This is a genomic window from Nesterenkonia halotolerans, assembly GCF_014874065.1.
Classification (GTDB): domain Bacteria; phylum Actinomycetota; class Actinomycetes; order Actinomycetales; family Micrococcaceae; genus Nesterenkonia; species Nesterenkonia halotolerans.
The window spans coordinates 1,757,752-1,784,143 of sequence record NZ_JADBEE010000001.1 but is presented as its reverse complement, the minus strand read 5'-3'; the positions used below and the strand labels follow the sequence as shown (position 1 = coordinate 1,784,143).

General features: G+C 67.1%; 22 protein-coding genes. 15 read left to right on the top strand and 7 right to left on the bottom strand.

Translation table 11 applies throughout. The features are described from left to right. Positions 1–120 precede the first annotated feature (120 nt). The 6 genes from H4W26_RS08110 to cydC all read left to right on the top strand — a co-directional run bounded on the left by H4W26_RS08110 (position 121) and on the right by cydC (position 9,736). Positions 121–870, top strand: a complete 750-nt coding sequence (locus H4W26_RS08110; protein ID WP_225939641.1) for an ABC transporter ATP-binding protein — start codon at positions 121–123, stop codon at positions 868–870. Then, the gene (locus tag H4W26_RS08105) at positions 867–3,500 is read left to right on the top strand and encodes an FtsX-like permease family protein (protein WP_192591564.1); all 2,634 of its coding nucleotides are present in this window, start codon (positions 867–869) and stop codon (positions 3,498–3,500) included. The genes H4W26_RS08110 and H4W26_RS08105 overlap by 4 nt, the downstream gene beginning before the upstream one ends. 253 nt (positions 3,501–3,753) lie before the next feature. Then, the gene (locus H4W26_RS08100; protein ID WP_192591563.1) at positions 3,754–5,172 is read left to right on the top strand and encodes a cytochrome ubiquinol oxidase subunit I; all 1,419 of its coding nucleotides are present in this window, start codon (positions 3,754–3,756) and stop codon (positions 5,170–5,172) included. Between the two features lie 36 nt (positions 5,173–5,208). Further along, complete coding sequence (gene cydB / locus H4W26_RS08095; protein ID WP_192591562.1) at positions 5,209–6,225, top strand: cytochrome d ubiquinol oxidase subunit II; 1,017 nt, start codon at positions 5,209–5,211, stop codon at positions 6,223–6,225. 14 nt (positions 6,226–6,239) lie between these two features. After that, on the top strand, positions 6,240–7,961 hold the full coding sequence (cydD, locus tag H4W26_RS08090; protein WP_192591561.1) for a thiol reductant ABC exporter subunit CydD: 1,722 nt from the start codon (positions 6,240–6,242) through the stop codon (positions 7,959–7,961). Then, positions 7,958–9,736 (top strand): thiol reductant ABC exporter subunit CydC, encoded by a 1,779-nt coding sequence (gene cydC, locus H4W26_RS08085; protein ID WP_192591560.1) that lies wholly within the window; start codon positions 7,958–7,960, stop codon positions 9,734–9,736. Before cydD ends, cydC begins: the two co-directional genes overlap by 4 nt. Positions 9,737–10,100: 364 nt before the next feature. Here the strand turns inward: cydC and H4W26_RS08080 are convergent, their stop codons facing one another. From H4W26_RS08080 to ectA, 4 genes are all read right to left on the bottom strand, one after another. Further along, positions 10,101–11,249 carry an ABC transporter ATP-binding protein gene (locus H4W26_RS08080; protein ID WP_192591559.1) on the bottom strand — a complete coding sequence of 383 codons (1,149 nt, stop codon included), beginning with the start codon at positions 11,247–11,249 and terminating at the stop codon, positions 10,101–10,103. A 269-nt stretch (positions 11,250–11,518) separates the two neighbouring features. After that, positions 11,519–11,917 (bottom strand): ectoine synthase, encoded by a 399-nt coding sequence (locus H4W26_RS08075; protein WP_192591558.1) that lies wholly within the window; start codon positions 11,915–11,917, stop codon positions 11,519–11,521. A 56-nt stretch (positions 11,918–11,973) separates the two neighbouring features. Continuing rightward, entirely contained in the window at positions 11,974–13,260 is a 1,287-nt protein-coding gene (gene ectB, locus H4W26_RS08070) for a diaminobutyrate--2-oxoglutarate transaminase (RefSeq protein WP_192591557.1), read from the bottom strand. Positions 13,261–13,320: 60 nt separating this feature from the next. Then, positions 13,321–13,878: a diaminobutyrate acetyltransferase gene (ectA, locus tag H4W26_RS08065; RefSeq protein WP_192591556.1), complete on the bottom strand. Its 558-nt coding sequence runs from the start codon at positions 13,876–13,878 to the stop codon at positions 13,321–13,323. 287 nt (positions 13,879–14,165) lie between these two features. Between ectA and H4W26_RS08060 the strand changes: the two genes are divergently transcribed. Both H4W26_RS08060 and H4W26_RS08055 read left to right on the top strand, forming a co-directional pair. Next, positions 14,166–15,539 (top strand): uracil-xanthine permease family protein, encoded by a 1,374-nt coding sequence (locus H4W26_RS08060; RefSeq protein WP_192591555.1) that lies wholly within the window; start codon positions 14,166–14,168, stop codon positions 15,537–15,539. A gap of 113 nt (positions 15,540–15,652) precedes the next feature. Next, complete coding sequence (locus H4W26_RS08055) at positions 15,653–15,847, top strand: CsbD family protein (RefSeq protein ID WP_192591554.1); 195 nt, start codon at positions 15,653–15,655, stop codon at positions 15,845–15,847. Between the two features lie 171 nt (positions 15,848–16,018). Here the strand turns inward: H4W26_RS08055 and H4W26_RS08050 are convergent, their stop codons facing one another. Beyond that, positions 16,019–17,488, bottom strand: a complete 1,470-nt coding sequence (locus H4W26_RS08050) for an amidase (protein WP_192591553.1) — start codon at positions 17,486–17,488, stop codon at positions 16,019–16,021. A gap of 86 nt (positions 17,489–17,574) precedes the next feature. Between H4W26_RS08050 and H4W26_RS08045 the strand changes: the two genes are divergently transcribed. Both H4W26_RS08045 and pheA read left to right on the top strand, forming a co-directional pair. Then, positions 17,575–17,904 carry a rhodanese-like domain-containing protein gene (locus tag H4W26_RS08045; protein WP_192591552.1) on the top strand — a complete coding sequence of 110 codons (330 nt, stop codon included), beginning with the start codon at positions 17,575–17,577 and terminating at the stop codon, positions 17,902–17,904. Next, on the top strand, positions 17,901–18,851 hold the full coding sequence (gene pheA / locus H4W26_RS08040; protein WP_192591551.1) for a prephenate dehydratase: 951 nt from the start codon (positions 17,901–17,903) through the stop codon (positions 18,849–18,851). The genes H4W26_RS08045 and pheA overlap by 4 nt, the downstream gene beginning before the upstream one ends. A 19-nt stretch (positions 18,852–18,870) precedes the next feature. Here the strand turns inward: pheA and H4W26_RS08035 are convergent, their stop codons facing one another. Continuing rightward, a complete protein-coding gene (locus tag H4W26_RS08035; RefSeq protein WP_192591550.1) occupies positions 18,871–20,091 on the bottom strand; it encodes a diacylglycerol/lipid kinase family protein in 1,221 nt (406 codons plus the stop codon). 53 nt (positions 20,092–20,144) lie between these two features. Here H4W26_RS08035 and serS point away from each other — a divergent pair, with 53 nt between their 5' ends. From serS to H4W26_RS08020, 3 genes are all read left to right on the top strand, one after another. Then, positions 20,145–21,434: a serine--tRNA ligase gene (gene serS / locus H4W26_RS08030; RefSeq protein WP_192591549.1), complete on the top strand. Its 1,290-nt coding sequence runs from the start codon at positions 20,145–20,147 to the stop codon at positions 21,432–21,434. A gap of 112 nt (positions 21,435–21,546) precedes the next feature. Beyond that, complete coding sequence (locus H4W26_RS08025) at positions 21,547–22,050, top strand: Dps family protein (protein WP_192591548.1); 504 nt, start codon at positions 21,547–21,549, stop codon at positions 22,048–22,050. A 179-nt stretch (positions 22,051–22,229) separates the two neighbouring features. Then, the gene (locus H4W26_RS08020) at positions 22,230–22,706 is read left to right on the top strand and encodes a ribose-5-phosphate isomerase (RefSeq protein WP_192591547.1); all 477 of its coding nucleotides are present in this window, start codon (positions 22,230–22,232) and stop codon (positions 22,704–22,706) included. Here the strand turns inward: H4W26_RS08020 and H4W26_RS08015 are convergent. Beyond that, on the bottom strand, positions 22,703–23,662 hold the full coding sequence (locus H4W26_RS08015; protein ID WP_192591546.1) for a sugar-binding transcriptional regulator: 960 nt from the start codon (positions 23,660–23,662) through the stop codon (positions 22,703–22,705). The genes H4W26_RS08020 and H4W26_RS08015 overlap by 4 nt on opposite strands. 144 nt (positions 23,663–23,806) lie before the next feature. Here H4W26_RS08015 and H4W26_RS08010 point away from each other — a divergent pair, with 144 nt between their 5' ends. Further along, on the top strand, positions 23,807–25,537 hold the full coding sequence (locus H4W26_RS08010) for a dihydroxyacetone kinase family protein (protein WP_192591545.1): 1,731 nt from the start codon (positions 23,807–23,809) through the stop codon (positions 25,535–25,537). Next, a complete protein-coding gene (locus H4W26_RS08005; RefSeq protein ID WP_192591544.1) occupies positions 25,534–26,319 on the top strand; it encodes a triose-phosphate isomerase in 786 nt (261 codons plus the stop codon). The genes H4W26_RS08010 and H4W26_RS08005 overlap by 4 nt, the downstream gene beginning before the upstream one ends. Positions 26,320–26,392: the final 73 nt, after the last annotated feature.

Below are 26,392 nucleotides of genomic sequence, written 5' to 3'. Positions count from 1 at the left end.
GGGCTGAGACCGGGCGGACTGAGCCCCGCCGCGATGGTCCCAGCTCATCCTGCAGGATGAGGTGCAGACCGGCCTGTAGTCCGATGTGGAAGACCCTGGGTGGTTCGTAGGGTGAACAGCATGATGACTGCACTGATCCCCGCGCTGCGCGCCAGGGACCTGAACAAGACCTACGGCTCCGGAGACGCGGCCGTCCATCCGCTGCGCTCACTGAACATCGACTTCCCCGCCGCGCGCTTCACCGCGGTGATGGGACCCTCGGGCTCCGGGAAGTCCACCCTGCTGCATGTGCTGGCGGGACTGGACACCGCCGACGACGGCGAGGTCATCCTCTCCTCCTCGCGCGGCGAGACCACGCTGAGCGGGCTCAACGAGAAGCAGCTCACCCGCGTCCGCCGCGAGTCCATCGGCTTCATCTTCCAGGCCTACAACCTGGTCCCGGCGATGACCGCCGAGGAGAACATCCTGCTGCCCACCAACCTGGGCGGCAACGCCGTGGACAAGGCGTTCTACGCGCAGGTCATCGAGCGGCTGGGGCTGAAGGACCGACTGGGGCACCGCCCCTTCGAGCTCTCCGGCGGGCAGCAGCAGCGCGTCGCCGTGGCCCGCGCTCTGGTCTCGAAGCCCGCAGTGATCTTCGCCGACGAGCCCACCGGCAACCTGGACCAGGCCACCGGCGCAGAGGTGCTGGGACTGCTGCGCACCGCCGTCGACGAGTTCAGCCAGACCGTCATCATGGTGACCCACGACGCCAATGCCGCCGCCCAGGCGGACCGCACGGTGCTGCTGGCCGACGGCCGCGTCGCAGGCACCCTGGAGAACCCCACGGCCGCCCAGCTTGCCGCAGCACTCGTCGAGGCCGGCTCATGAGGCGCAACCCCGTGCTGCAGGTCAATCTTCGCTCAGCCGGGAAGAAGCTGTTCGCCGCGGGGGCCGCCGTCGCCATCTCGGTGGCGTTCATCGTGGCCGGGATGCTCATGGTGGACTCCTTCAACCGCGGCCTGACCCAGCAGATTGAGGCCGAGGCCGCCGGCAGCGACCTGATCATCGACACTGCCATGGCCATGACCTGGGATGAGGACACCGAAGACTATCTGCGCGACGACGTGCCGTTGGCCGAGGAGATCGACGAGCTCGACGGCGTGGACGTCGCCGACGCGGTCAGCGGTGCCTACCTCAGCGACGTGGAAGAGGACGGCTCCGCCACCATAGGGCTTCCGGTGACCGAGCAGTCCGAGACGCGGGAGGGTGAGATCAGCGCGGGACGCGAGGCTCAGGCCCAGGATGAGGTCGTGGTCAGCTCTGCCGCGGCCGAGGGCCAGGGAATCGAACTCGGCACCACGCTGACCGCGCAGGAGTTCGTCTACGAGGAGGGTGCCGCAGAGGATGCCGAGCCCACCGTGATCGAAGAGGACTACACCGTGGTGGGCGTGATGGACACCCAGGGCTCGCCGCGCGGATTCGTCACCCCCGAAGGGATGGAACGCGTCCCCGCCGGCGGGAGCCCGGTCGAGATCCGCGTGAAGCTGAGTCCCGAGGGTGAAGCGACCGAGGTGCAGGAGCAGATCCGTGGGCTCATCGACGAAGCGGTCGCAGGTCTGGAGTCCACCCGGGCCGCGGACCTCGGGTCCCTCGAGGTGAGGACCATTGAGGAGATCGTCGAGACTCGCATGGCGGAGCAGACGGGCAGCGGCGATGCCCTGGGCTATTTCGCCCTCGGCTTCGGAGGCATCTCGGTGTTCGTCTCCGCCCTGGTCATCTCCAACACCTTCCAGGTGCTGGTGGCCTCGCGTCAGCGCACGCTCGCGCTGCTGCGCGCGGTCGGCGCCACCTCGGCGCAGCTCAAGCGCGCCACGCTGATGGAGGGGGCCGTGCTCGGGCTTCTGGGCGGCGCTGCCGGTGTGGTGCTCGGCACCACAGCGGCACTGGGCTTCTCCGCCATCGCCCGGGCGACGTTCGCGCCGGACCTTCCCCTCGCCGGACCCACGCTGCTGGCCACGGTGGTGGGACTCGGGCTGGGTCTGCTCGTCACCGTGTTCTCCGCCCTGCTCCCGGCGCTGAAGGCCGGACGGGTCTCTCCGATGGCGGCTCTGCGCCCAGCAGGGCTCGGTGCCGCCATGCCGAAGATCTCGATCCTGCGGGTGAGCATCGGACTGGTCCTGACTCTTGGAGGCTTCGGTGCGGTCCTGGCCGCCGCCCTGCTCGGTGGGCCCGAGGGCTCGCTCCCGGTGCCTGCCCCGCTTCTCGGCGTCGCCGGTGCTGCGCTGGGCTTCTCCGGGGTGCTCGTGCTGGCGCGAATCGCAGTGCCCGGGTTGGTGGCCCAAGGGGGCCGCCTGCTCGCACGGATCCCGGGGCTGCGCGTCAACGCGCGGCTCGCCGGTCAGAACGCACGGCAGGTGCCAGGACGCACGACGGCGACCGCCTCGGCCCTGCTGGTGGGCGTCACCCTGGTGGGCACCATGATGGTGGGGGCCTCCACGGCACAGACCGTGCTCTATGACGAGCTCGCCGAGCGCTACCCGGTGGAGGCTTCGGTCGCCGCCGTGGGTGAGGATCTTCAAGCGGATCTCACCGAGAGTGATCTCGTCGAGTCCTTCACCAGCGCGCAGGGAACCTCCGCCACGCTGACTGGGGAACTGGGCAGCGCAGAAGGTCGTGTGGTCCTGGTGGACGAGGAGACCTTCGCTGGGGTGGCTCGTGTCGGGGGCCTCGCTCCCGCACCTGGCCAGGCGCTCGTCGCCGGGCAGCTCAACGGCGAGGTGTACTCCGGCAGTGGTGCTGAACTGGAACTCATGCCCTACGGCACGGCGTCCTCCGGCGCCGAGGAGCAGGCGATCACCGTCGAGGCGTCCATCGCGTCCTGGCTGCCTGGGGACACGGTGCTGATCACCGCGGAGTCTCTGCCTGAAGAGGCGCTGGCCGAGGAAGGGTCTCCCTGGACCTTCAGCGATGCGCAGGGCATCACGCTCATCCGCGTCGCCGAGGGCGTGAGCCCCGATGAGTCCTACGGTCTGGCGTCGCTGATGGAGGATCACTCGGAGCAGTTCAACGACGAGGGCGCGGTGATGCGAGCCAGCTACTCGCAGAGCATCGACATGGTGCTGCTGATCGTGCTCGTGCTGCTCGGCGCCTCGGTGCTGGTGGCAGTGATCGGTGTCAGCAACACGCTCTCGCTCTCGGTCCTGGAGCGGCGCCGCGAGGCGGCCCTGCTCCGAGCCGTCGGCATGAATCGACGTTCCGTGGGGCAGATGATCACGATCGAGGCCTTGCTGCTTGCCGGGGTGGCGCTGCTGATCGGCACCGCCCTGGGGGCCTTCCTCGGCTGGGCCGGCGTGGCGTCCATGGTGGCGAGAGAGGACTGGAGCGTGGTCCTGGAGATGCCGTGGCTGCGGATCGCAGGGCTTTGGGCGGTGACCCTGCTGGCCGCCGGCCTCGCGGCTATGCTTCCGGCTCGGGCACTGTCCAAGGTGGAGCCGGCGGCGGGGCTCAGCGAGGACTGAGCCAGCTGCAGCGAAGCCGGCGCGGGGCTCCAGCGGCTCCCGCGCCGGCTCGCTGAGTGCTTGGACACACTTTTCTACATCGTGTAGAAGAACTCTTCTACACGACGTAGAATTCAAAGCACAGCGGACGTCGCACCCAGCGCGACACCATCCGTGGACGGCCAGCATCACCGGGGGACATGCACGCAGAGCCTCCGGAGCAGGTCTGGCGCCCATCAGCGGATGCCCGCCCGTGCTGTTGAGGTGAGTGTGCATGGAAGAGTTCTTCGACCCGCTGGCCCTGGCCCGGTGGCAGTTCGGCCTGACCACGCTCTATCACTTCATCTTCGTCCCACTCACCATCGGCATGGCGCTGATGGCGGCCATCATGCAGACCGCCTGGTACCGGACCAGAGATGTGAAGTACCTGCGGCTGACCCGACTCTTCGGCAAGATCTTCCTGATCAACTTCGCCATGGGTGTGGTCACCGGAATCGTCCAGGAGTTCCAGTTCGGCATGAACTGGTCGGAATACTCGCGCTTCGTCGGAGACGTCTTCGGAGCACCGCTGGCAATCGAGGGCCTCGCCGCCTTCTTCCTGGAAGCCACCTTCATCGGTCTGTGGATCTTCGGCTGGGACAAGCTCCCGCGGCTGGCACATCTGCTGTGCATCTGGATGGTGTTCTTCGCCAGTGCAATGTCGGCCTACTTCATCCTGGCCGCAAATGCATTCATGCAGAACCCGGTGGGTTACTCCATGAATGCCGAGCGCGGACGCGCAGAGCTGACCAGCCTGTGGGAGGTGCTGAGCAACCCAGTGGTGCTCGCGGCCTTCCCGCACACCATCCTGGCCGCGATCATGTTCGCCGCCACCGTGATGATCGCCGTCGCCGCCTGGCACCTGCGCCGCAACCAACATCTCGAGACCATGCGCACCGCGCTGAAGGCCGGACTCTGGACCAACGTGCTGGCCTTCATGGGCGTGGGACTCTCCGGAGATCAGCTCTCGCTGGCGATGGTGGATGCCCAGCCGATGAAGATGGCCGCTGCCGAGGGCCTCTACGAGACCACGAACGCTGCCAGCTTCTCCATCTTCACGCTGGGGACCCCCGACGGTGCCAGCGAGCTCTTCTCGATCCGGATCCCGCACCTGCTCTCGCTGCTGTCCACGCACACCATGGACGGCGAGGTGGAAGGGATCAACAACCTGCAGGCGCAGTACGTCACGCAGTTCGGCCCGGGCGACTATTCACCCATCATCTGGATCACCTATTGGGCCTTCCGCTGGATGATCGGCCTGGGGGTGTTCTCCGCGCTGGTGTCCCTGGTGATGCTGTGGATGACCCGTGCCAAGGCCCCGCAGCGCTCGGCGCTGGTGCAGGACCGGCTCTGGAGGGTTCTCATCTGGACCGCTCCGCTGCCCATGATGGCCTCGCTGGTCGGCTGGGTCTTCACCGAGATGGGCAGGCAGCCATGGATCGTCTTCGGTCTGATGAAGACCGAGGCCGCGGTCTCCCCGAACGTCGCCGGCTGGCAGGTGGCGCTCTCGCTGGCGGCCTTCACCGTGATCTACGGCGTCCTCGCGGTCGTCGAGTTCAAGCTCATCCGCAAGGCGGCCCAGGAGGGCCCACCCGAGATCTCGCAGGGAGAGGACGACAATGCCGAGCCCGACTCACTTGCCATCGTCTACTGAGCCGCCGCGTGACGTCTTGGAATCGAGGACCTTCTGATGGACATCGAACAGATCTGGTTCGCCCTGGTGGCCTTCTTCTTCATCGGCTACTTCGTGCTCGACGGATTCGACTTCGGCGTGGGGATGGCGCTGCCGCTGCTCGGCCGCGATGACACCGACCGCCGCGTCATGATCAACACCATCGGCCCGGTCTGGGACCTCAACGAGACCTGGGTCATCGTCGCCGGCGCCGTGCTCTTCGCCGCCTTCCCCGAGTGGTACGCCAGCCTCTTCTCGGGCTTCTACCTTCCGCTGCTGCTCATCCTGCTGGCACTGATCCTGCGCGGCGTGAGCTTCGAATACCGGCACCAGCGCAGAGAGCCCCAGTGGGCCGCACGGTTCGACCTGATGATCATCATCGGGTCCTTCCTGCCGGCGTTCCTCTGGGGAGTGGCCTTCGCGAACATCGTGCGCGGGGTCCCCATGGACGCTGATCACCAGGTCTCGATCTCGCTGTTCGGCCTGCTCAACCCCTATGGCCTGCTGGGTGGGATCACCCTGGTGCTGCTCTGCCTGGTGCACGGGATGATCTTCATCGCATTGAAGACCGAGGGAGACATCCGCGCCCGGGCACGCGCCATGATCCTGCGCTTCATGCTCCCCACCATCGCGGTCGCCGCGAGCTTCCTCTTCTGGACGGTGCTGATGCACACCCAGGTGCCGCATCTGACCTGGATCATCACACTCGCCGGGCTCGCCGCCGCCTCACTCATCGCGGCCGGACTGTTCAGCCTGCGTGGCCGCGAGGGGTTCGCCTTCACCGCCATGGCATTGACCATCGCGGCCGCCGTCGCGACGCTGTTCGTCTCGCTCTTCCCCAATGTCATGCCCTCGACGACGACGCCGGCCGGAACGCTCACCATCGTCAATGCGAGCTCCTCGGAGTACACGCTCGGGGTCATGCTCTGGGTCGCGCTGATCACCACCCCGCTGGTCATCGGGTACCAGGCCTGGACCTACTGGGTCTTCCGCCGCAGGCTCAGCCGTGATCACATCCCCGCGGCAGCGCACTGAGCCCGGCGGTCGCCATGAAACCCCTTGATCCGCGTCTGCTGCGCTACGCGGCGGCCTCACGCAGCTTCCTCCTCCTGGCGGCGCTGCTCGGGCTGGGCCAGGTGACACTGGTGATCCTCTTCAGCTGGCTGCTGGCCTCGATCCTTGCGCGCGCTGCAGCCTGGGTGGGGATCGTCGGGGAGGTGTCCGGCACCGGCAGCGGCGCTCTGCTCCCTGAGCTCATACCGGCCCTGCTCGGTCTGGCTGGCGTGGTCCTCGGGCGTGCCGCCCTGGCCTGGGCGGTGGAGTTCGCGGCAGCCCGGGCAGCAGTGAAGGCCAAGAGCCAGCTGCGCCGGCGCGCCACCCGGGCACTCGCGGATTCCGTGGCCACCGGTGCCGCCTCCTCGCGTTCCCGCGACAGCGCGCATGCCGTCACGGTCCTGGGCTCCGGGCTCGACGCGCTGGACTCCTACTTCTCTCGCTATCTGCCCCAGCTGGTGCTCACTGGTCTTGCCATCCCGCTTCACCTCGGAGTGCTGGCCACCCAGGACCTGACCACCGCGGTGATCGTCGCGCTGACCCTGCCGCTGATCCCGGTGTTCATGGCGCTCATCGGCTTCTCCACCCAGGCGGCCCAGCAGCAGCAGTGGAGGCGTCTGGATCGGCTCTCCCGCACCTACCTGGACCTCGTCGAGGGGCTGTCCACACTGAAGGTCTTCAACCGAGCGCATCGCCAGCGAGAGAACCTGCGCGAGATCTCTGAACAGCACCGCCGCAGCACGATGAAGGTCCTGCGGGTCAGCTTCCTCTCCGGATTCGTGCTTGAACTCGCGGCGAGCCTGTCAGTGGCTCTGGTGGCCGTCTCCGTGGGCATCCGACTGATCGACGGGCAGATGGAGCTCGCCGTCGGGCTCTTCGTGCTGCTCATCGTTCCGGAGGCCTACGCTCCGCTGCGTCAGGTGGGAGCGAACTACCACGCGGCCGCCGAGGGTGTGGCGGCCGCCGAGGACGTCTTCGAGATCCTCGACGACGCTGCTGGTCACCAGGGCCCCCCAGCGGAGCAGAGTTCGCTCACGGGGGCGGCGCTGCGCGGAGAACCCCTGGATCTGGTGATCACCGGACTTCAGGTGCGTCGCGGGGAGACCGAGGTGCTCCGAGGAGTGGACCTGCGGGCACGTGCCGGGGAGCTCACTGTGATCACCGGGCCCAGCGGGAGCGGGAAGACCTCCCTGTTCGAGGCGATCATGGGGTTTCTTCCCAGCCGCGGAGAGATCCTTCTCCAGCCGACCAGCACCGCCGGCGCGACTTCGCAGCTCACCGGCCCGCAGCGACGCGAGCTCATCGCCTGGAGCGGTCAGCGACATGGCCTGCGCAGCGGGACGGTTGAGGAGAACATCGCGATGGACCAGCCAAGGGACCCACATCTCGCCCGAGAGGTGCTCGAGGACGTCGGACTCCACGTCCAGCTTGATCACCGACTCGGGGTGCGCGGGGCGGGGCTCTCCGGCGGCCAGGCGCATCGAGCAGCGATCGCTCGGGCACTGTTCCGCGTTCGCAGCCTGGACTGTCCCCTTCTGCTGCTGGACGAGCCCAGCGCCGCCCTGGACGCACGAACCGAGGAGCAGCTCATCCACACTCTGCGGGACGAGGCCGCCGCCGGCCGCACGGTCCTGGTGATCAGCCACCACGAGACCATGCGCCAGGCCGCGGATCACCTCGTGGAGCTGCGCACAGCGAATGCTGGGGTGCTGGGATGAACACCGGAACAGCCGAGCAGAATGCACAGCGCCAGGCACGCAGTCTGCTGGTGGCATCACGACCCTCCTGGCGAGCCATGGCCCCGGGACTGATCTTCGGCATTCTCTCCGGGCTCAGCGCGGTGCTGCTGCTGGGAAGCTCCGCGTACCTGATCACCCGAGCATCCGAACAGCCACCGATCCTCTACCTCGGCCTGCTCGTGGTCGGGGTGCGCGCCTTCGCCCTCTCGCGTGGCTTCTTCCGCTACCTCGAACGGCTGAGCACCCACGACGCCGCCTTTCGGGCGCTGGGCGAGGTCCGGGTGGACGCGTTCTCCCGGCTCGAGCCGCTCGCCCCGGTGAAGCTGGGTCCACGACGGCGCGGAGATCTGCTCACCCGGGTGATCCGTGATGTCGATGGCCTGGTGGATCTTCCCACCCGCGTCATCCAGCCGCTGGTGTCCTCCCTGACCGTGGTCGGACTGACGCTGCTCGCAGTGCTCTGGTTCTCGCCGATCCTCGCGCTGGCGCTCGCGGGACTGCTGCTGCTCACCCTCGTGCTGGGAACCCTGGTGACCGAGACGCTGACCGTGCGTGCCGAGCGGCGCACCGCACAGCTGCGCGGAGACCTCGCCGATGAGGTCGTGGATCTCGTCGGCGAACTCGATGTGCTGATCGCCTACGACGCCGTGGAGGCTCAGCTTCAGAAGGTCGCGGAGCTCGACACCAGGCTGCGTCGGGAGGCGCTGCTCGGTGCGCGCGGTGCCGGACTCCTCGCAGCGGTCTTCGCCGGCGGGACGGGCGCGGCGGTGATGGCCGCGCTGCTGATCGCCGCCCCCTCCCTGCAGGCTGCGGTGCCCCTGGGCCCCGATATGGCACTGGGCTTCGGTGAGGTGGACCCGGCCGTACTGGTGACGCTGGCGCTGATCCCGCTCGCGGTCTTCGAACTCGCCGCCGCGGTGCCGCTGGCCTGGAGCGCGCGCCGGCGTGTGCTCACCCACGCGCGCAGGATCGCGGAGATCGCGCCAGAGCCGGAGCGAGAGTCTCAGGCCCGGACTGCAACGGGGACGCAGCAGGCACAGCTGCTGGCGGGGTCCACGGCGGGGCTCCGAGTTCCGTCATCCTTCGCGGCCGAGTTGGTGCCCGCCCTGGAGCTGCGCGACGTCACCGTGCGGTGGCCCGAGAGTGTAGCGGCCGTGGGGACGCCCATCTCGGCGCGGCTGCTTCCCGGGCAGAACCTGCTCATCACCGGGCCCAGCGGAGTGGGCAAGACCGCGCTGGCCCTCGGGCTCACCGGATTCCTGCCCCACAAGGGCCAGTACCTGGTGGCAGGTGAGGACGTGGCGGACTGGAGTCCCGAAGAGCTCCGCCGAGAGGTCTGTCTGATCGAGCAGCAGGCGCATATCTTTGACTCAAGTCTGCGCGCGAATCTGGCGCTCGCCCATCCCGATGGTCCTCAGGCGGTGCAGGATGAGGAGCTCGAGCAGGCGCTGCGCGCCGTCGGACTCTGGGACTGGGCCCAGACCCGTGGGGGTCTGGAGACCCCGGTGGGCATGTTCGGAGCCTTGATCTCGGGAGGTCAGGCGCAGCGCATCGCAGTCGCCCGTGGACTGCTCTCGGGGGCGCGCATCCTGATCCTGGATGAGCCGACCGCCCATGTGGACCCGGAGACCGCCGTGCAGATGCTCGAGGAGCTGCTGGGCGCCACCGGCCCCGAGCGGAGCGTGGTGCTGTTCTCGCACACCCCCGTGCCGGAACGACTGATCAATGCATCGCTGCAGCTTCGCCCGGCGTGACACCACCGGGCATGGCAACAGCGGGCATAGCAAGAGGGCGTGACCCGAATGCTCGGATCACGCCCTCTTGATGCTGCTGGTGTCTCAGGATCAGGTCACCAGGATGACGATGATCACGATGAGCAGGATTGTAGTCAAGCTGATTGGCAGAACTGACTTATGCATAATTACCCGTTCCTTTCTGTCGTTGACGTCGATGTCGCAAAGGTACTGAGTCCGTCAGTCAATGACAGCCCCGTGAGCGATGTTCTTCACTCTACGGGGGTTTTGCTGGGCACTTCCTGGACGAAAGCGTGCCATTCGAGTTCCGCAGCCGCCTGACAGGCGTTGACCTGCTCCGCCGCTGTCCCCGAGAATGCGGGGTTCAGTCCTCGGAGTCGGCGAGGGCTTCCACATCGGAGAGCGAGGCATGCGGGGTGTGCTCCGGGACGTCACCGTTGAGCCGCAGGCCGTTCTCGATGTCGAACAGGTGCACGTGACTCGGGTTCGGCTTGATGAAGACCCGCTCGCCGCGCATGGGGGGACGGCGCCCGTCCACGCGCACGATGAACGGCTGGAAGGTCTTGATGCCGTCCGGGGTGCCGAAGATGTAGGCGTCAGCGCCGAGCTCCTCGACCAGGTCCACGGTCATCGGCAGCCCTGTGCCGTCGGTGGTGAGCTCCATGTCCTCGGGGCGAACGCCCAGGACGACCTCGTCGCGGGTGCTCTTGGCCAGGTGTCCGCCGTCGACGGGGACGATGTCGTTGCCGAGCACCAGGCCCTCGCCCTGGATCTTGGCGTGGAAGAGGTTCATCGCGGGGGAGCCGATGAAGCCTGCCACGAAGACGTTGGCGGGTGTGTCGTAGAGGTTGCGGGGGGAGTCGACCTGCTGCAGCACGCCGTCCTTGAGCACGCAGACGCGGTCGCCCATCGTCATGGCCTCGACCTGGTCGTGGGTGACGTAGACGGTGGTGGTCTGCAGCTCGCGGGTCAGCGCCGCGATCTGGGTGCGGGTCTGCACACGCAGCTTGGCATCGAGGTTCGAGAGCGGCTCATCCATGAGGAAGACCTTGGGGGAGCGCACGATCGCACGGCCCATGGCCACACGCTGACGCTGACCACCGGAGAGCGCCTTCGGCTTGCGCTCGAGGTAGGGCACGAGGTCAAGGATCTCTGCGGCCTTCTTCACGCGCTCGGCACGCTCCTCTTTGGAGACGCCGGCGATCTTCAGGGCGAAGCCCATGTTCTCGGCAACGGACATGTGCGGGTACAGCGCGTAGTTCTGGAAGACCATGGCGATGTCACGGTCCTTGGGGGAGACGTGGGAGACGTCCTCGCCGCCGATCAGGATGCGGCCTTCGTTGACCTCTTCCAGGCCGGCGAGCATGCGCAGCGCGGTGGACTTGCCGCAGCCGGAGGGTCCCACGAGGACGAGGAACTCGCCGTCGGCGACCTCGAGGTGGAGCTGGTTGATAGCAGGCCGCGCGCCGGGGGTATAGATGCGGCTGGCGGAGTCATACGTCACTGAAGCCATGGTGGCATGTCCCTTTCACGGGCAGGTACGTGCCCGACGATCCGTTGTGAAGGTGATGGTGTGACAGTTCCCCGCGTGCTGTGGGTCACATGTCAGCTAGATCACATCACAGCCGGTCGCAGAAGTCCAAACCGGACCCGGCTTCCAGTTGCCAGCAGAGACGACGACGGCGCCCGCTCACCTCGTCCACGGTGTCTTCCGTGGTGAAGGTGAGCGGGCGCCGTCGGACGCTGCGAATCAGTGCAGCGAGGGCTCAGCTGTTCAACAGATCAGGCGGTCTCGTCCTCGATGATCAGCGGGTACACGCCGTTCTCGTCGTGGACCTCGCGGCCGGTGACCGGGGGATTGAAGACGCAGACCACGCGGATCTCTTCTTCGACCTCGACGCGGTGCTTCTCCTGGCCGTCGAGCATGTAGAGGAAGCCGTCGGTGATGGCGTACTTCTCTCCGGTCTCGAGGTCGGTCAGGGTCCCCTTGCCGCCCACGCAGTAGACGGCCTCCACATGGTTGGCATACCAGAATTCATTGGTGGTGCCGGTGTAGAGGGTGGTCTCATGCAGGGAGAAGCCCACCTTCTCCTTGGCCAGGACCATGCGGCGCGAGCGCCAGTTCTCCTGCTGGATGTCGCGGTCCGTGCCGTTGAGGGTGTCGATGTTCATCGTGTACACGCAGATCTCCGATCAGTGGCTGTCAATAATGTGGGGCGTAGCGCCCGGGAGCAGGTTCAGCGGGGTGCGCGCAGCCGGGAGGGCTCACCGAGATTTCCGGTGGCTGCCAGGACGGACTCCTCGACGATCGCGAGGCCCTTCTGCATGTCCTCGGATTCGATGTTCAGCGCTGGCATGAGCTTGAGGACCTCGTCCTGCGGACCGGAGGTCTCCACCAGCAGGTTGCGCTTATAGGCCTCTGCCGCGGTCTTGCCGGCGGTGTCCGGGTTGGGGAAGTGGATGCCGGTGAGGAAGCCGCGTCCGCGGATCGAGGCGCCGGGGACATGTTCGGCGATCTTCGCCAGGCCGTCGTGGAGTTCGGTGATGCGCTCGGCGAGCTGGTTCTCGAAGCTGTCATCGGCCCAGAAGATCTCCAGTGCGCGGGCTGCGGTCACGAAGGCGAGGTTGTTTCCGCGGAACGTGCCGTTGTGCTCGCCGCCCTCCCAGACGTCCAGCTCGGGCTTGAAGAGGGTCAGCGCCATGGCGAGGCCGTAGCCGGAGATCGACTTGGAGACGCAGACGATGTCCGGGTAGAGCCCGGCCTCTTCGAAGGAGAAGAACTTGCCGGTGCGTCCGCAGCCTGCCTGGACGTCGTCGACGATCAGCAGGATCTTGTGCTTGCGCAGCAGGGACGCCAGGGACTTCAGCCAGTCCATGCGTGCGGCATTGAGGCCGCCCTCGCCCTGGACCGTCTCCACGATCACCGCGGCAGGCTTGTCCACGCCGGAGCCGGAGTCCTCAAGGATCTTCTCCAGCCACAGGAAGTCGGGCATATCGCCGTCGAAGTAGTCGTCATAGGGGATCTTCGAGGAGTTCGTCAGCGGAATGCCGGCACCGCGACGCTTCATCGAGTTGCCCGTGACGGACAGTGCGCCCAGGGTCATGCCGTGGAAGGCGTTGGTGAAGGACAGGATGTGCTGCCGACCGGTGACCTTGCGGGCCAGCTTCAGCGCGGCCTCCACGGTGTTGGTGCCTGTCGGCCCGGGGAACATGACCTTGTAGTCCAGCTTGCGAGGCTCCAGGATGACGCGCTCGAAGGTCTCCAGGAAGTGGCGCTTGGCCGGAGTCTTCATGTCCATTGAGTGCGTGACGCCGTCGTTGGCCACGTAGTCGACGATCAGATCGCGCAGTTCGGGGTGGTTGTGCCCGTAGTTCAGCGCGCCGGCCCCGGAGAAGAAGTCCAGGTAGCGGGTGCCGTCCTCGGTCCACTGGTAGGGACCCGATGCCTTGGCGAAGGTCGCGGGCCAGTTCTTGCAGTAGCTGCGGACCTGGGATTCGCGAGTTTCAAAGATGTCTGTAGCCATGGTGCTTATCGATTCCTTAGATTTCGGGGAAGTCGTGCTGGAAGTTCGCGGGGGTGACGCTCAGTCGGTGCGGGAGCCCAGCGGGGCCACCGTGTAGAGGTCCTCGGGGGCGTGCTCCTCCCCGGATTCCTGAGCTGAGGGGAAGTGCTTCTCGGTGAAGAAGGACGTGGTGGTGATCTCGGCATCCTGATCGCGGGCGAGGCCGGTGAACAGCGCGATCGACGCAGCATTGTCCGCGGTGATCGTGGTCTCCAGGCGCTCTGGTGCGACCGACTCCACGAGTGTGGTGAGCATCCGTGAGGCCAGGCGGCGTCCGCGGAAGCGCGAGTCCACTGCCACCTGCCAGATGAACAGCGTCTCCGGGGCACCGGGGCGGCGGTACCCGGAGATGAATCCCGCGGGCTCTCCGTCGACCTCGGCGATCACCGATGTCTCGGCGAAGTCCCGGGTCCACAGGATGTAGGCATAGGGGGTGTTCACGTCCAGGACGCCCGTGCCGGCGGCGAGTCGCCAGAGCGACGTGCCGTCTTCCACCGTGGGCGTGCGGATCTCAACTCGCTCCGAGGCCGTGGAGGACCCGGTGGAGTTCTGGGCAGGGGTATCTGCGGTATGAGGCATCGGTCTCCACAGTAGTGAGCTGGTTCGTAGATTCAACCGCGGATCGGGTGAATACCCGGTGAAACAGGGGTTCAGGACACGTTCTGGAGTTTAGCCTCAGCGATATGCGCGGCGCCAGAGCCCAGGTGTGCCGGGGGAATGCGCGGATCCTGCCGATCAACTCCGAGAATTGCATCGAATGTAATCATCATGTGATGGCGTTCAAGATAGGGAAAAAGCTGAACGACGATCCTTCGGCTGCCCAGGACCTGGCATGCCGACGCCCAGGTGCCGCTAATGTGTGTGTGATGGAGACGCAGAAGAAGAACCGGTTCCCCGGATTCGGGTGGACGCTGCATGGTGACGGCCGAACTGTCAGACCCGGCGCGGTGGTGACTCCCGGAGAGCGTCTCGGCTGGTTCCAGACCACCGGGGTGGGCATGCAGCACGTGGTCGCGATGTTCGGCGCCACGTTCCTGGTGCCGCTGATCACCGGCTTCCCGCCGTCCACCACGCTGCTGTTCTCCGGCATCGGCACCGTGCTGTTCCTGATCATCACCGCCGGCCGCATCCCCAGCTACCTGGGGTCCTCCTTCGCCTTCCTCGCCCCCGTGGGTGCGGCCACGGCGCAGTACGGCATGTCCGGCGCGCTCGGTGGGATCTTCCTGGCCGGGCTGGGACTGGTGGTGGTCGGCGTCGTCGTCCACTTTGCCGGCAGCCACTGGATCCAGCGCATCATGCCGCCCGTGGTCACCGGCGCGATCGTCGCGCTGATCGGGCTGAACCTCGCGCCTGCGGCGTGGAACAACGTCAATGAGGCGCCGATCACCGCCACCGTGACGATCGCGTCGATCCTGCTGGCCAGCGTGTTGTTCAAGGGACTGCTCGGGCGCCTCTCGATCCTGGTGGGAGTGGTCACCGGCTATGTGGTGGCTGTGCTGCGCGGAGAGGTGGACTTCTCCGCCATCGGGTCCGCGGGCTGGTTCGGCCTGCCGGAGTTCACGGCACCCAGCTTCCACATCGGGGTGCTGGGGCTGTTCATCCCGGTGGTGCTGGTGCTCGTGGCCGAGAACGTCGGACACGTGAAGTCCGTGGCGCTGATGACGAAGCAGGACCTGGACCCGCTGACCGGGCGGGCGCTGATCGCCGACGGCGCGGCGACCATGCTCGCCGGCACCGGCGGCGGCTCGGGGACGACGACCTACGCCGAGAACATCGGGGTCATGGCCTCGTCCCGGGTGTACTCCACCGCTGCCTACTGGGTGGCGGGTCTCTTCGCCATCCTGCTGGCCCTGCTGCCGAAGTTCGGAGCCTTGATCGCCACGGTGCCTGTGGGGGTACTCGGAGGTGCCGGCACGGTGCTCTACGGGATGATCGGCGTGCTGGGCGTGCGCATCTGGGTGCAGAACCGGGTGGACTTCGCCAATCCGATCAACCTGGCGGTCGCGGGCGTGCCGCTGGTGATCGCCATCGCCAACTTCACCATGGTCTTCGGGGAGGTCGTCTTCGAAGGCATCGCCCTGGGCAGCTTTGCCGCACTGGCGATCCACCACGTGCTCAGCGCGATCGCGCGGTTCCGCGGCACCGATGTTGGCTTCGGGACCGACGACGAGGCGCTGGCCACCCCGGTCAACGAGAGTGACCTCTCGCGTCGCGAGGAGGATGACCCGCGCAGGCCTTGAGCCGCCGAGGGAGTTCACTGTGAGTTCGCTGGGAAAAGACGGTTCTGAGTGACAGGCGGCGGCGCGATCTGTAGCGTGACAAGGGACTTGTCCGCCGACGAAAGGGGTCACCTATGGGACTCGATGACAAGACTAACAACAAGACCGAGCAGGCAACCGGCTCCGCCAAGGAAGGCTTCGGCAAGCTGACCGGCGACAAGGAGACCGAGGCTGAAGGCAACAGCCAGAAGACCCAGGCCAAGGCCGCAGACGCAGCGCAGGACGCGAAGGACAGCGTCAAGGGCTTCGTCCAGGGCCTGAAGAAGTAATCTGGCTCAAGCCTTCACGCTCGCCCACCGGGTGAGACATTCCGCCAGGTGAGCGGTTGCATACGACTCAGCGCCGGGTCCGAGAACATCGGGCCCGGCGCTGCTGTGTCCACCCAGGGTTCTCTGAGCTGTGACCCGCGTCGTCAGGTCTCAGGCCTGTCCCATGGTGTCTCAGGCTTCTGTCATGGTGGCGGCGAGCGCCAGCAGCGTCTCTTCCGAGCCGCGGCGGCCGATCAGCTGGAGGGACCAGCTCAACCCGTCGGAGTCGATATGGGTGGGAACGTTGATCGCCGGCAGTCCCATCACATTGATCACCGAACTGTACGGGGTGAAGCGGCACTGCTCTCGGTAGTTCTCCTCGGGCGTCAGCGAGGTGAACCATCCGATGCTCGGCGGGGCGAAGGCGAGCATCGGTGTGACCAGGATGTCCCATGGCCCCATGAAAGCCTCCGCATCGGCGGAAAAGGATTCCAGTGCGGCGATCGCCTCCTGCGTCTGGGCCTCGGGTCGCTGGGCTGCCAGGTCGATGAAGTACCGGGTCAGCGGGGCCAGCTTCGCCCGCTCTTCAGCGGAGAACTCGAGCTGACCCAGCCGGGAGGTCCAGAGTGCCTGGAAGTTGTGGTGATAACCATCCGGCCAGAACGCGTCCACCCCGGTGCAGTGGCTGCTCCCCTGGATGATGTGCCCCAGCCGTTCCAGTGCATTGAGGCCGTCTTCCAGCGCCGTCACGGCGGACTCGGCGAGCACGATGTCCAGATCCGGGGAGAACGGGGACTCTGTGGTCACGCCGATGCGCAGCGGGGGGAGGCCGTCTTGCAGCGCCTGACGGACCGTTCGCATGGCGGGGCCTTCCGCCAGCCCCGAGGCGCTCTCGGAGAAGCGATGCCCGGCCATCACGTCGAAGAGCAGCGCAGCGTCCTCGGCTGTGGTGGCGAGGGGGCCGGAGACCGCGAGGTTGCGCACGCTCGGGTCCTGCTGGTCATCGGGCAGGCGCGCCCGGCCGGGCTTCAACCCGATCAGCCCACAGGCTGCGGCTGGGATGCGGACGGAGCCTCCGCCGTCGTTGCCCGGAGCCATCGGGAGCATGCCGGATGCCACGGCGGCGGCCCCGCCACCGGTCGAGCCTCCCGCCGTGCGGTCCGGGTCCAAGGGGTTGCGCGCCGGGGAGGCGATGTCGTTCTCCGAGTAGCAGGGAAGCCCGAACTCGGGGACCTGGGTCTTGCCGAGACTGATCGCGCCGGCGGCGTGGACACGTCGGGCGAGCGGGTCATCGCGGCCCGGGATGACCGCAGGCATCGCTGCGGTGCCCATTGTGGTGGGCATCCCCGCCACCTGGACGAGATCCTTGAACGCGGCGGGCAGCCCCAGCAGGGGCGCTCGGGCGGAGAGCTCTGCCATGGCTGCCGCACGGGAATCTTCGCTGCGTGAGTCCAGCACGGCACGGCACACCTGGTCGACCTCCTCTGCGCGGCGCAGCGCGTATTCCGCGTCGAGGTGGATGAAGGCGCCCAGCTCAGCCTGAACCGCGGCGGCGGTCAGTGCGGCCGTGGCCAGCTCCACCGCGGAGACCTCGCCGTGGAAGAAGTCGCGGCGCAGCTGGACGGCGGTGGACGGTGCGGCTGGATCGGTGTTCTGCTCCATGGGCTCACTCTATGCGTGGCGTTCTCCGCACGCGCTAGTGTTGAGGGCGCACCAGGCCTGTTCGCCCTGCCCTGAAGGAGGCTGAAATGTCGGACTTCGAGACTGTTCGTGCCGCAGATGTCCCCGCCGATGCCGCGCTGCTCGATGTCCGGGAGGACTATGAGTTCGCCGAGGGCCACGCCCCGGGGGCGCTGCACATTCCTGTGGGCGAGATCCCGGCCCGGTTTGAGGCGGAGCTGGACCCCGACGAGGACTATTACGTGATCTGCCGGACCGGTGGGCGTTCGGTGCAGATCACGACCTGGCTGACCGGCAAAGGGTATGCGGCGATCTTCGTCGCAGACGGCATGGACGGCTGGCTCGTGGCCGGGCGGCCGCTGGAGTCGTCCACCGGTGAGGAGCCCAAGGTCCGATGAGCGCTGGCAGCCGCGATGAGGCAGAGTCTCTGCGCTACTCCTTTCTGGGCCCCGCAGGCACCTTCACCGAGGCGGCACTGCTGCAGGTTCCCGGAGTGGAGCAGGCGGTGCGCGTGCCAGCGGGCTCGGTGCTGACCGCCTTGAACATGGTCGAGGCCGGAGAGGTCGACGCCGCCATGGTGCCCATCGAGAATTCGGTGGAGGGCGGAGTCACCGCGACCCTGGACGCGATCTCTGTGGCGCATCGACTGCACATCGTCCGGGAGGCGCTTGTGCCGATCAGCTTCGTGCTGGCCTCTGCCGCGCCCCTCGCGACCGAGCAGATTCGAACGATCTCCACGCACACTCATGGCTGGGCGCAGGTCCGGCGCTGGGCGGAGTCCACGATTCCGGCAGCGGAGTTCGTTCCTGCCTCCTCCACCGCGGCTGCTGCTCGTGGGCTTCTGGAGGAGGAGCCGAGCGCCGATGCCGCGGTGTGCTCCCCGCTGGTGGCGGCCCAGCTGGGTCTGCACGTGGTGGCCAGCGGCATCGAGGACGTGGCCGGGGCGGTGACGAGGTTCGTGCTCGTGGCGCGGCCAGGTGAGATTCCCTCGATCACCGGGGCGGACAAGACCACGATCATGATCCCGCTTCCACAGGACCGGGCCGGCGCACTGATGGAGCTGCTCGAGCATTTCGCGACCCGAGGGGTCAACCTCTGCCGGATCGAGTCACGGCCGACCGGCAACGGGCTGGGGGAGTACTACTTCTCGATCGACCTCGAAGGTCATATCGCCGAGGCGCGGGTGGCCGATGCGCTCGCGGGAATTCATCGCATCGCACCGGGGATTCGCTTCTTGGGGTCCTATCCGCGCGCCGACGAGAAGCCGCAGCAGACGACCGCCGAAGTCTCCGACGAAGCCTTCACCGCCGCTGCCGCGTGGATCAGCTCGCTGAGACACGCGTAAGAGAGCCCGGAGAACGGGATCAGCTCGTCGGCTCCTTGGTGACCTTGGCCTCGGTGAGCCCGGAGTCGCCGGCGGCTTCCTCTGTCGTGCTGGACTCGATGGAGACTTCGTCCTCAGCCTCGGTGTTCTCGTCGTGGAGCTCCTGGACGCCCCGGACCGTCACTCCATTGACCTTCAGCGCATGGGCGTGGACGGTCCCGGAGACGCTGATCACCTCGCCGACCGCGTCGCCGTCGATCTGGAAGGGCATCGGCTCGGCCATCGTGATCCGTGCCTGCTTGGCCTGACGCACGGTCATCACCGGAATGTCAGCCGCGAAGCGAGTGACGGTCTTGGCCATGATCCGCACCCAGTCCAGCGCGTGGCGCGGAGTGAACAGCACCGCGTCCATGTGCCCGTCGTCGAACTCGGCGGAGGGGACCAGCAGCATGCCGGCCTGGAGTGAGCCGCAGTTCGCCAGCAGGACCGAGCGGACCTTGTGGGTCTGCGCCTCGCCGTCGTCGAGCTGGACGGTGACGCTGGAGCGCGCGCCCATGATGTGGCGCAGTCCGGCCTCGCCATAGGCCAGCCAGCCCGCGCGCTGCTTGAGCGCCTCGCGGGTGTCGCCCATGACTTCAGCGTCCAGCCCGCCGCCGGCGATGACCAGGGAGATCTCTTCTTCGGTGCGACCGCCCACACGCTCGAGCACCAGGTCGAGCGTGTCCACGCGGTGGCTGCGGCCGTGGATGGCCTCATCCACGCAGGCGTGGAGGTCCTGATAGGGCAGGCCGATGTTGCGCGCGAAGAGGTTTCCGGTGCCCAGCGGCACGATCCCCAGGGCGGTCTCGGTTCCGGCGAGTTCCGCTGCCACAGCGCGGACGGTGCCGTCGCCACCAGCCGCGACGACGACGGCGGCGCCCGCCTCGAGCGCCCGGCGGGTCATCACATGGCCTGGATCCTCAGCGCTGGAGGCCATGACCAGCGGTGCCGGCATGCCGGCACGGGAACAGGTGGAGTGGATCTGCCGCACGACGTCGTCGGAGGAGTCCTTGGTCGTGTTGACCACCACCGCCACCAGGCGACCCGGAGCGTGCTCGCTCGGCGAATAGTGAGTGTTGCTGCGCTCGCGCTCCCTCTCGAGCGCGGCGTTGCTCCGGCGAAGTCTGTGGTGCGAGACGCTCAGCCAGATCACCGCAATGAGCAGCAGTGCTGCCGCGGCGAGGGCGAACCAGAGAAGTGTGCTGAGCGCGTCGTTAGTCATCAGAGGCAGTCTACTGGCGGTGCCTGGCGGCAGTGTGGCGATAGGCTGGTGTCGTGATCGACATCAAGGACCTCATCGAGAATCCCGAGACCTACCGGGCCAGCCAGCGCGCACGCCAGGCGGACGAAGCCGCAGTGGATGCGCTGATCTCCGCCCAGGAGTCGCGCAACGCCGCCATCACCCGTTTCGAGACGCTGCGTGCAGAGCAGAAGGCCTTCGGCAAGAAGGTCGCCCAGGCCAGCGGCGAAGAGAAGCAGCAGCTGCTCGCCGAGGTCAAGGAGCTCTCGCACCAGGTGAAGGCCGCCGAGACCGCCTCCGGTGAGGCCGAGGAAATGCTGCGCCGGCTCCAGGGTGCCTTCCCGAACCTCATCCACGAGGGCGTCCCCTCCGGTGGCGAAGAGGACTTCGTCGTGCTGCGCGAAGAAGGCGCGGCGCGGGATTTCCAGGCCGAAGGGTTCACCCCCAAGGATCACCTGGAACTGGCCGAACACCTGGCCGCCGTGGACATGGAGCGTGGGGCCAAGGTCTCCGGCGCGCGGTTCTACTTCCTCAAGGGGATCGGGGCCCGGCTGGAGCTGGCCATGATGCAGATGGGCCTGGACCAGGCCGTGGAGGCCGGCTTCACGCCGATGATCACTCCCACTCTGGTGCGCCCCGAGACCATGGCGGGCACCGGATTCGACGTGGAGCACGACGACGAGATCTACCGCCTCGAGCGTGACGACCTCTATCTGGTCGGCACCTCAGAGGTGGCCATCGCCGGATACCACTCCGATGAGATCCTCGACCTCGACAAGGGACCGGAGCGCATCGCCGGATGGTCCACCTGCTACCGGCGCGAGGCCGGCTCCCACGGTCGTGACACCCGCGGCATCCTGCGCGTGCACCAGTTCAACAAGCTCGAGATGTTCATCTACTGCTCGGCCGAAGACTCCGCTGCGGAGCATGCGAAGCTCCTGGCCTGGGAGGAGAAGATGCTCCAGAAGATGGAGCTGCCCTACCGGGTGGTGGACATCGCCGCCGGTGATCTTGGTCTCTCCGCGGCCCGAAAGTTCGACTGCGAAGCGTGGGTCCCCTCCCAGTCCACCTACCGCGAGCTGACCTCCACCTCGGACTGCACCACCTTCCAGGCGCGCCGGCTCAACATCCGGGAACGCACGGTGAAGGAGGACGGCTCCAAGGGCCCCACACGGCCCGTGGCCACGCTGAACGGAACGCTGGCGACCACTCGCTGGCTGGTCGCGATCCTGGAGAATCACCAGCAGGCCGATGGCACCGTGCGCGTGCCCGAGGCGCTGCGGCCCTACCTCGGTGGCATGGAAGTGATGACCCCGCCGGCCTGAACCGGCGACTGAGGATAGGCTCAACTGCCTAGCGGTCCCTTTTATGAATCACTAGTATCAACAGTGTCCGCGCCGAACAGCGCTCATGCATCAACAGCACGAGGAGTGTGACATGACTGAAAAGTACTCCGACTACACCGCGCCAGGTCTGGCGCAGGAGAACGGCCACGAGATTGCCGGTCTGCTGCAGAGCCGCCTGTACGCCCTGAACGATCTTCACCTGGTCCTCAAGCACGTCCATTGGAACGTGGTGGGCCCGAACTTCATCGCCATCCACGAGATGCTCGACCCGCAGACCGAGGTCGTGCGTGGATTCGCCGATGAGGTCGCCGAGCGCATCGCCACCCTGGGTGGATCACCCTCCGGACTGAGCGGCGAGCTGGTCTCCAAGCGCCACTGGGAGGACTACCCGCTGTTCAAGGCTGACGGGACCACCCATCTGGCCGAGCTCGAAAAGGTCTACGACGGCGTCATCGGCGACCACCGCGATGTGCTGAACAAGGTCGGCGAGCTCGATCCGATCACCGAGGACCTGCTCATCGGGCAGGCCAAGGAGCTCGAGCTCTTCCAGTGGTTCATCCGCTCCCACCTGGACAAGGCTGGAGCCACTTCCTGACCTGCTGAGGCTTGGTTCTTCACAGAGGCCCGACGACGGCGCAAGATGTGCGCGCCGACGTCGGGCCTCTGTGCGGCTGGGGTGCTCGCTCCCAGGCTTCGCTCTGAACAGATGTATTTGACGTTTGTTCTGCGCGACGTAGCATGGAGGAAGACCCTGGTACGAGTGGAGGAGCCATCATGAGCAGTCAGTTTCGCATCGTCATCGGCAGCGATGAAGCCGGTTTCGCCTATAAAGAGGTCCTGAAAGCTGACTTGGAGGCCGATCCTCGGGTGGCCTCGGTCCTCGACGTCGGGGTCGGCGATGACGCCGATAAGACTCCCTATCCGAATGTCGGAGTGTCCGCCGCGGAGAAGATCGTCGCGGGCGAGGCTGACCGAGCCCTGCTGCTCTGCGGCACTGGTCTCGGCGTGGCCATCTCGGCCAACAAGGTCAAGGGCATTCGCGCAGTCACCGCCCACGATGCCTACTCCGTGGAGCGTGGCGTGCTCTCGAACAACGCGCAGGTCCTGTGCATGGGACAGCGCGTGATCGGCCGGGAGCTTGCCCGCAAGCTCGTCGATGAGTGGCTCAAGCATGAGTTCGACCCCTCAAGCGCCTCCGCAGAAAAGGTCGGGGCCATCACCCGCTACGAGGACACCGGTAGCTGCAGCTAGAGCTGGCGGTCCACCGCGCGAGCCGTTGACTCGTCGGTCACCAGGATGTTGAACCACCCTGCGTTGGCCGCGGCAATGATGCTCGGCGCCTTGTGGACCCCGACTGCCACCGCGATGCGCGTGGGAACGGCACGCAGCGTCTCGCCGGGAACCCGCACCATCCGCTCGCTGCCGGGGAACGTGACCTCATGGCCCTGCGGATCGTAGAACGCGAGGCAGACGTCGCCGATCGACTTCGCGAGATTCGGATGATGGCGAGGCACTGACTGAGCGATCGAATTGCGTGACAGCGGTGCCGCGCCTATGCCCACCAGTGCCACCTTTGCGGTGTTCCAATCGGCGACCACCTGGCGATAGCCCGGGTCGTCCTGCAGCGCCGAGAGCAGGGCCGGCGACGGCATCGACGGCGCGAAGAGATAGTGGGGGTATCCCCCGGAGGTGGCGGCGAAGGCTCGCACCACCTCATTGGTCTGGTGCCAGGGATCGGGCTCTGCCTGGCCGCCCACGGTCGGCGCGATGACCACTCCGGAGAAGTCACCCAGGCGCTGCTGGGCCAATGCGTAGGTCGTCTCCCCTGAGGCCAGCAGCAGCACGTCACCGGCGCGCAGATTCGTGCCCGCCAGGGCCTGCCGCGTCACGGGGCCCAGGCCCAGCCCGACGCGCTGAGACTGATCTCCCGGCGCCAGGTGCACTGCCTCCACGCCCAGCTTCTGGGTCAACCGCGCGCTGAGCTCGTCCATGCCGGAGGCCGCGGGGCGGTGGACTCGAATCTCCACGATTCCCTGCGCACGCGCTTCTGCGAGCATGCGGCTGACCGAGGGCCGGGAGACCTTCAGCTGCTCTGCAACCTCCGCCTGAGTCGCTCCCTGCTCGTAGTAGAGCTGGGCAGCGCGATACAGGCGTTCCAGCTCAGATGTGCCCGCGTCGGCGTCCTTCATGACCTCTGTTGCCTCCATCGGGACATCGTATCCGTCCAGCTGACTCCGCGCGGAAAGTGGTGCTGGTCACGCTATCTGCTCTAGGGTGGCCTCAGCACATATGTCAGCGCACATCTGTACCACCCGTCAAGGGTGTACCGATCCGGGACCACGAGGACAGTCATGACCTACCTGCTCAACTCTGCATCTGATTTCTCCCACGAGGCGGTGCTCGGCTTCGCCGCCGCCAACTCGCAGTACGTGACCGCCGTGCACGGGGGAGTGGTTCGCTCCACACAGACCCCTGCCGGCCAGCCTGCACTGGTGATCGGCGGCGGCTCAGGACACTATCCCGCGTTCGCCGGCTGGGTCGGCCCGGGAATGGGTCACGGTGCTCCGTGTGGAAACATCTTCTCCTCACCCTCGGCCTCCCAGGTCTACTCCGTGGCCCGCAACGCCGAGAACGGCGGCGGAGTCCTCATGGGATTCGGAAACTACGCCGGAGACGTCCTGCACTTCGGAGCGGCCGCGGAGAAGCTGCGCGCCGAGGGGATCGATGTGCGGATCATTCGAGTCAGCGACGACATCGCCTCGAACAGCCGCAAGAACCACCGTGATCGTCGCGGCATCGCCGGTGACCTTCCGGTGTTCAAGATCGCCGGGGCCGTGATCGAGGCGGGTGTCGATCTCGATGAGGCCGAGCGCATCGCCTGGAAGGCCAACGACGCAACGCGCTCCTTCGGTCTGGCCTTCGACGGGTGCACCCTGCCGGGCGCCGACGAGCCGCTGTTCCACGTCCCCGAGTCCACCATGGGGGTCGGGCTCGGCATCCACGGCGAACCCGGCATCCGTGACATCCCGATGGGCACGGCCAGCGAAGTCGCCGATCTGCTCTTCGAAGGCATCCTCGAGGAGGTGCCGCAGGAGGCGAGCGGGCGCGTCGCCGTCGTCCTCAACGGCCTGGGCCGGGTCAAGTACGAGGAGCTCTTTGTGGTCTACGGGCGGATCTCTGAGCGCCTCGCAGAGGCCGGTCTCACCGCCGTGCAGCCCGAGGTCGGGGAGTTCGTCACCAGTCTGGACATGGCAGGACTTTCGCTGACCGTGGTGTTCCTGGACGAGGAGCTCGAACGGCACTGGGTCGCCGCCGCCGACACTCCCGCCTATCGTCGAGGCGAGCTGCGCGATCTTCCGTCGATGCAGGACCGCGCTCCCCGCACCGAGTTCTACACTCCCGGTGAGGAGAAGGTTCCCGAGGCCAGCTCGGAGTCCCAAGCCACCGCGGCGTCCGTGCAGGAGGTCATCGAGCTCTTCGCACGGGTCTGCGCCGAGAACGAGGGCGAGCTCGGCCGCCTCGATGCCGTGGCCGGGGACGGCGACCACGGCCAGGGCATGGTGCTGGGCAGCCGCGGCGCGGTCGACGCGGGCCGTGCGGCGCTCGAGAGAGGCGCCGGCGCCAGGACGGTGCTGCTCCACGCGGGAACGGCCTGGGCCGAATCGGCGGGCGGCACCTCCGGAGCCCTCTGGGGTTCGGCGCTCACCGCAGCGGGCGGCGCTCTCTCGGATGAGACCAAGGCTGACCCGGATGCCGCGGTGCAGGCGCTGCTCAGTGGGGTCGAAGCCGTCCGCCGGCTCGGAGGCGCTCAGCCGGGGGACAAGACCATGGTCGACGCAGCAGCTCCCTTCGCCGCGGATCTGCAGAAGCAGTCGCAGGCCGGAGAGGATCTGGGCTCCGCGCTGTCCTCCGCAGCTGCCATTGCCACCGAGGCGGCCGCCGACACCGCAGAGCTCAAGGCGCGGCTGGGCCGCTCGAGGGTGCTCGGGGACAAATCGCTGGGCACCCCCGACCCGGGGGCCACGTCCTTCGCCCTGCTCATGGAGGCTCTGGCGGATCATCTGAAGAAGGATCGCGGATGACACGCTGGATCGGGACCAGCTGGAAGATGAACAAGACCCTGGCAGAGGCGCGCACCTACGCCCGGGGACTCCGCGAGGCGCTCAGCAGCCGACCGGAGCTCACGGAGGGGGTGCAGCCGTTCATCATTCCTCCACACACGGCGTTGGCCGCCGTGGCCGCCGAGATCGGTCCGAGTTCCTCGAGCCCCGGCTCCGCCCCCGGAGTCCTCCTCGGAGCGCAGAACGCGCACTGGGAGGACAGCGGGGCCTGGACGGGGGAGGTCTCGGTTCCGCAGGTCGCCGATGCCGGTGCGTCGCTGGTCGAGATCGGCCACTCCGAGCGCCGTGAACACTTCGGGGAGACCGTCGAGACCACACGCTTCAAGGTCGAGGCAGCGCTTCGACACGGGCTGATCCCGCTGCTGTGCATCGGCGAATCCGCCCAGGTCCGGCAGGAGGGCGGCGCGGCGGGCTTCCTGCTGGATCAGGCGCGCGGTGCACTTCAGGGGCTCACCGAGGAACAGCTGAGCCGGGTCCTCATCGCCTACGAGCCCATCTGGGCGATCGGCGCGCAGGGGCGCCCGGCCGAGGTCGATGAGCTGCTCGAACCCTTCGACGTGCTGCACCGGGAGTACGGAGACCGAGTCGAGGCGCTGCTCTATGGCGGTTCCGTCACGCCCGCCAATGCCCCTGAGCTGCTGGCCATCCCCGGAGTGGAGGGACTGTTCATCGGGCGCGCCGCCTGGTCCCTGCAGGGATATCTGGAACTTCTCCAGCTTGCCGCCCGGCCTTCCGACGCCTAGATTCCGCCGCTTTCGGCTCACCGCGGCGCGCACATGTCACGTGTGACGCTTGACACACGCACCCAAGTACTCA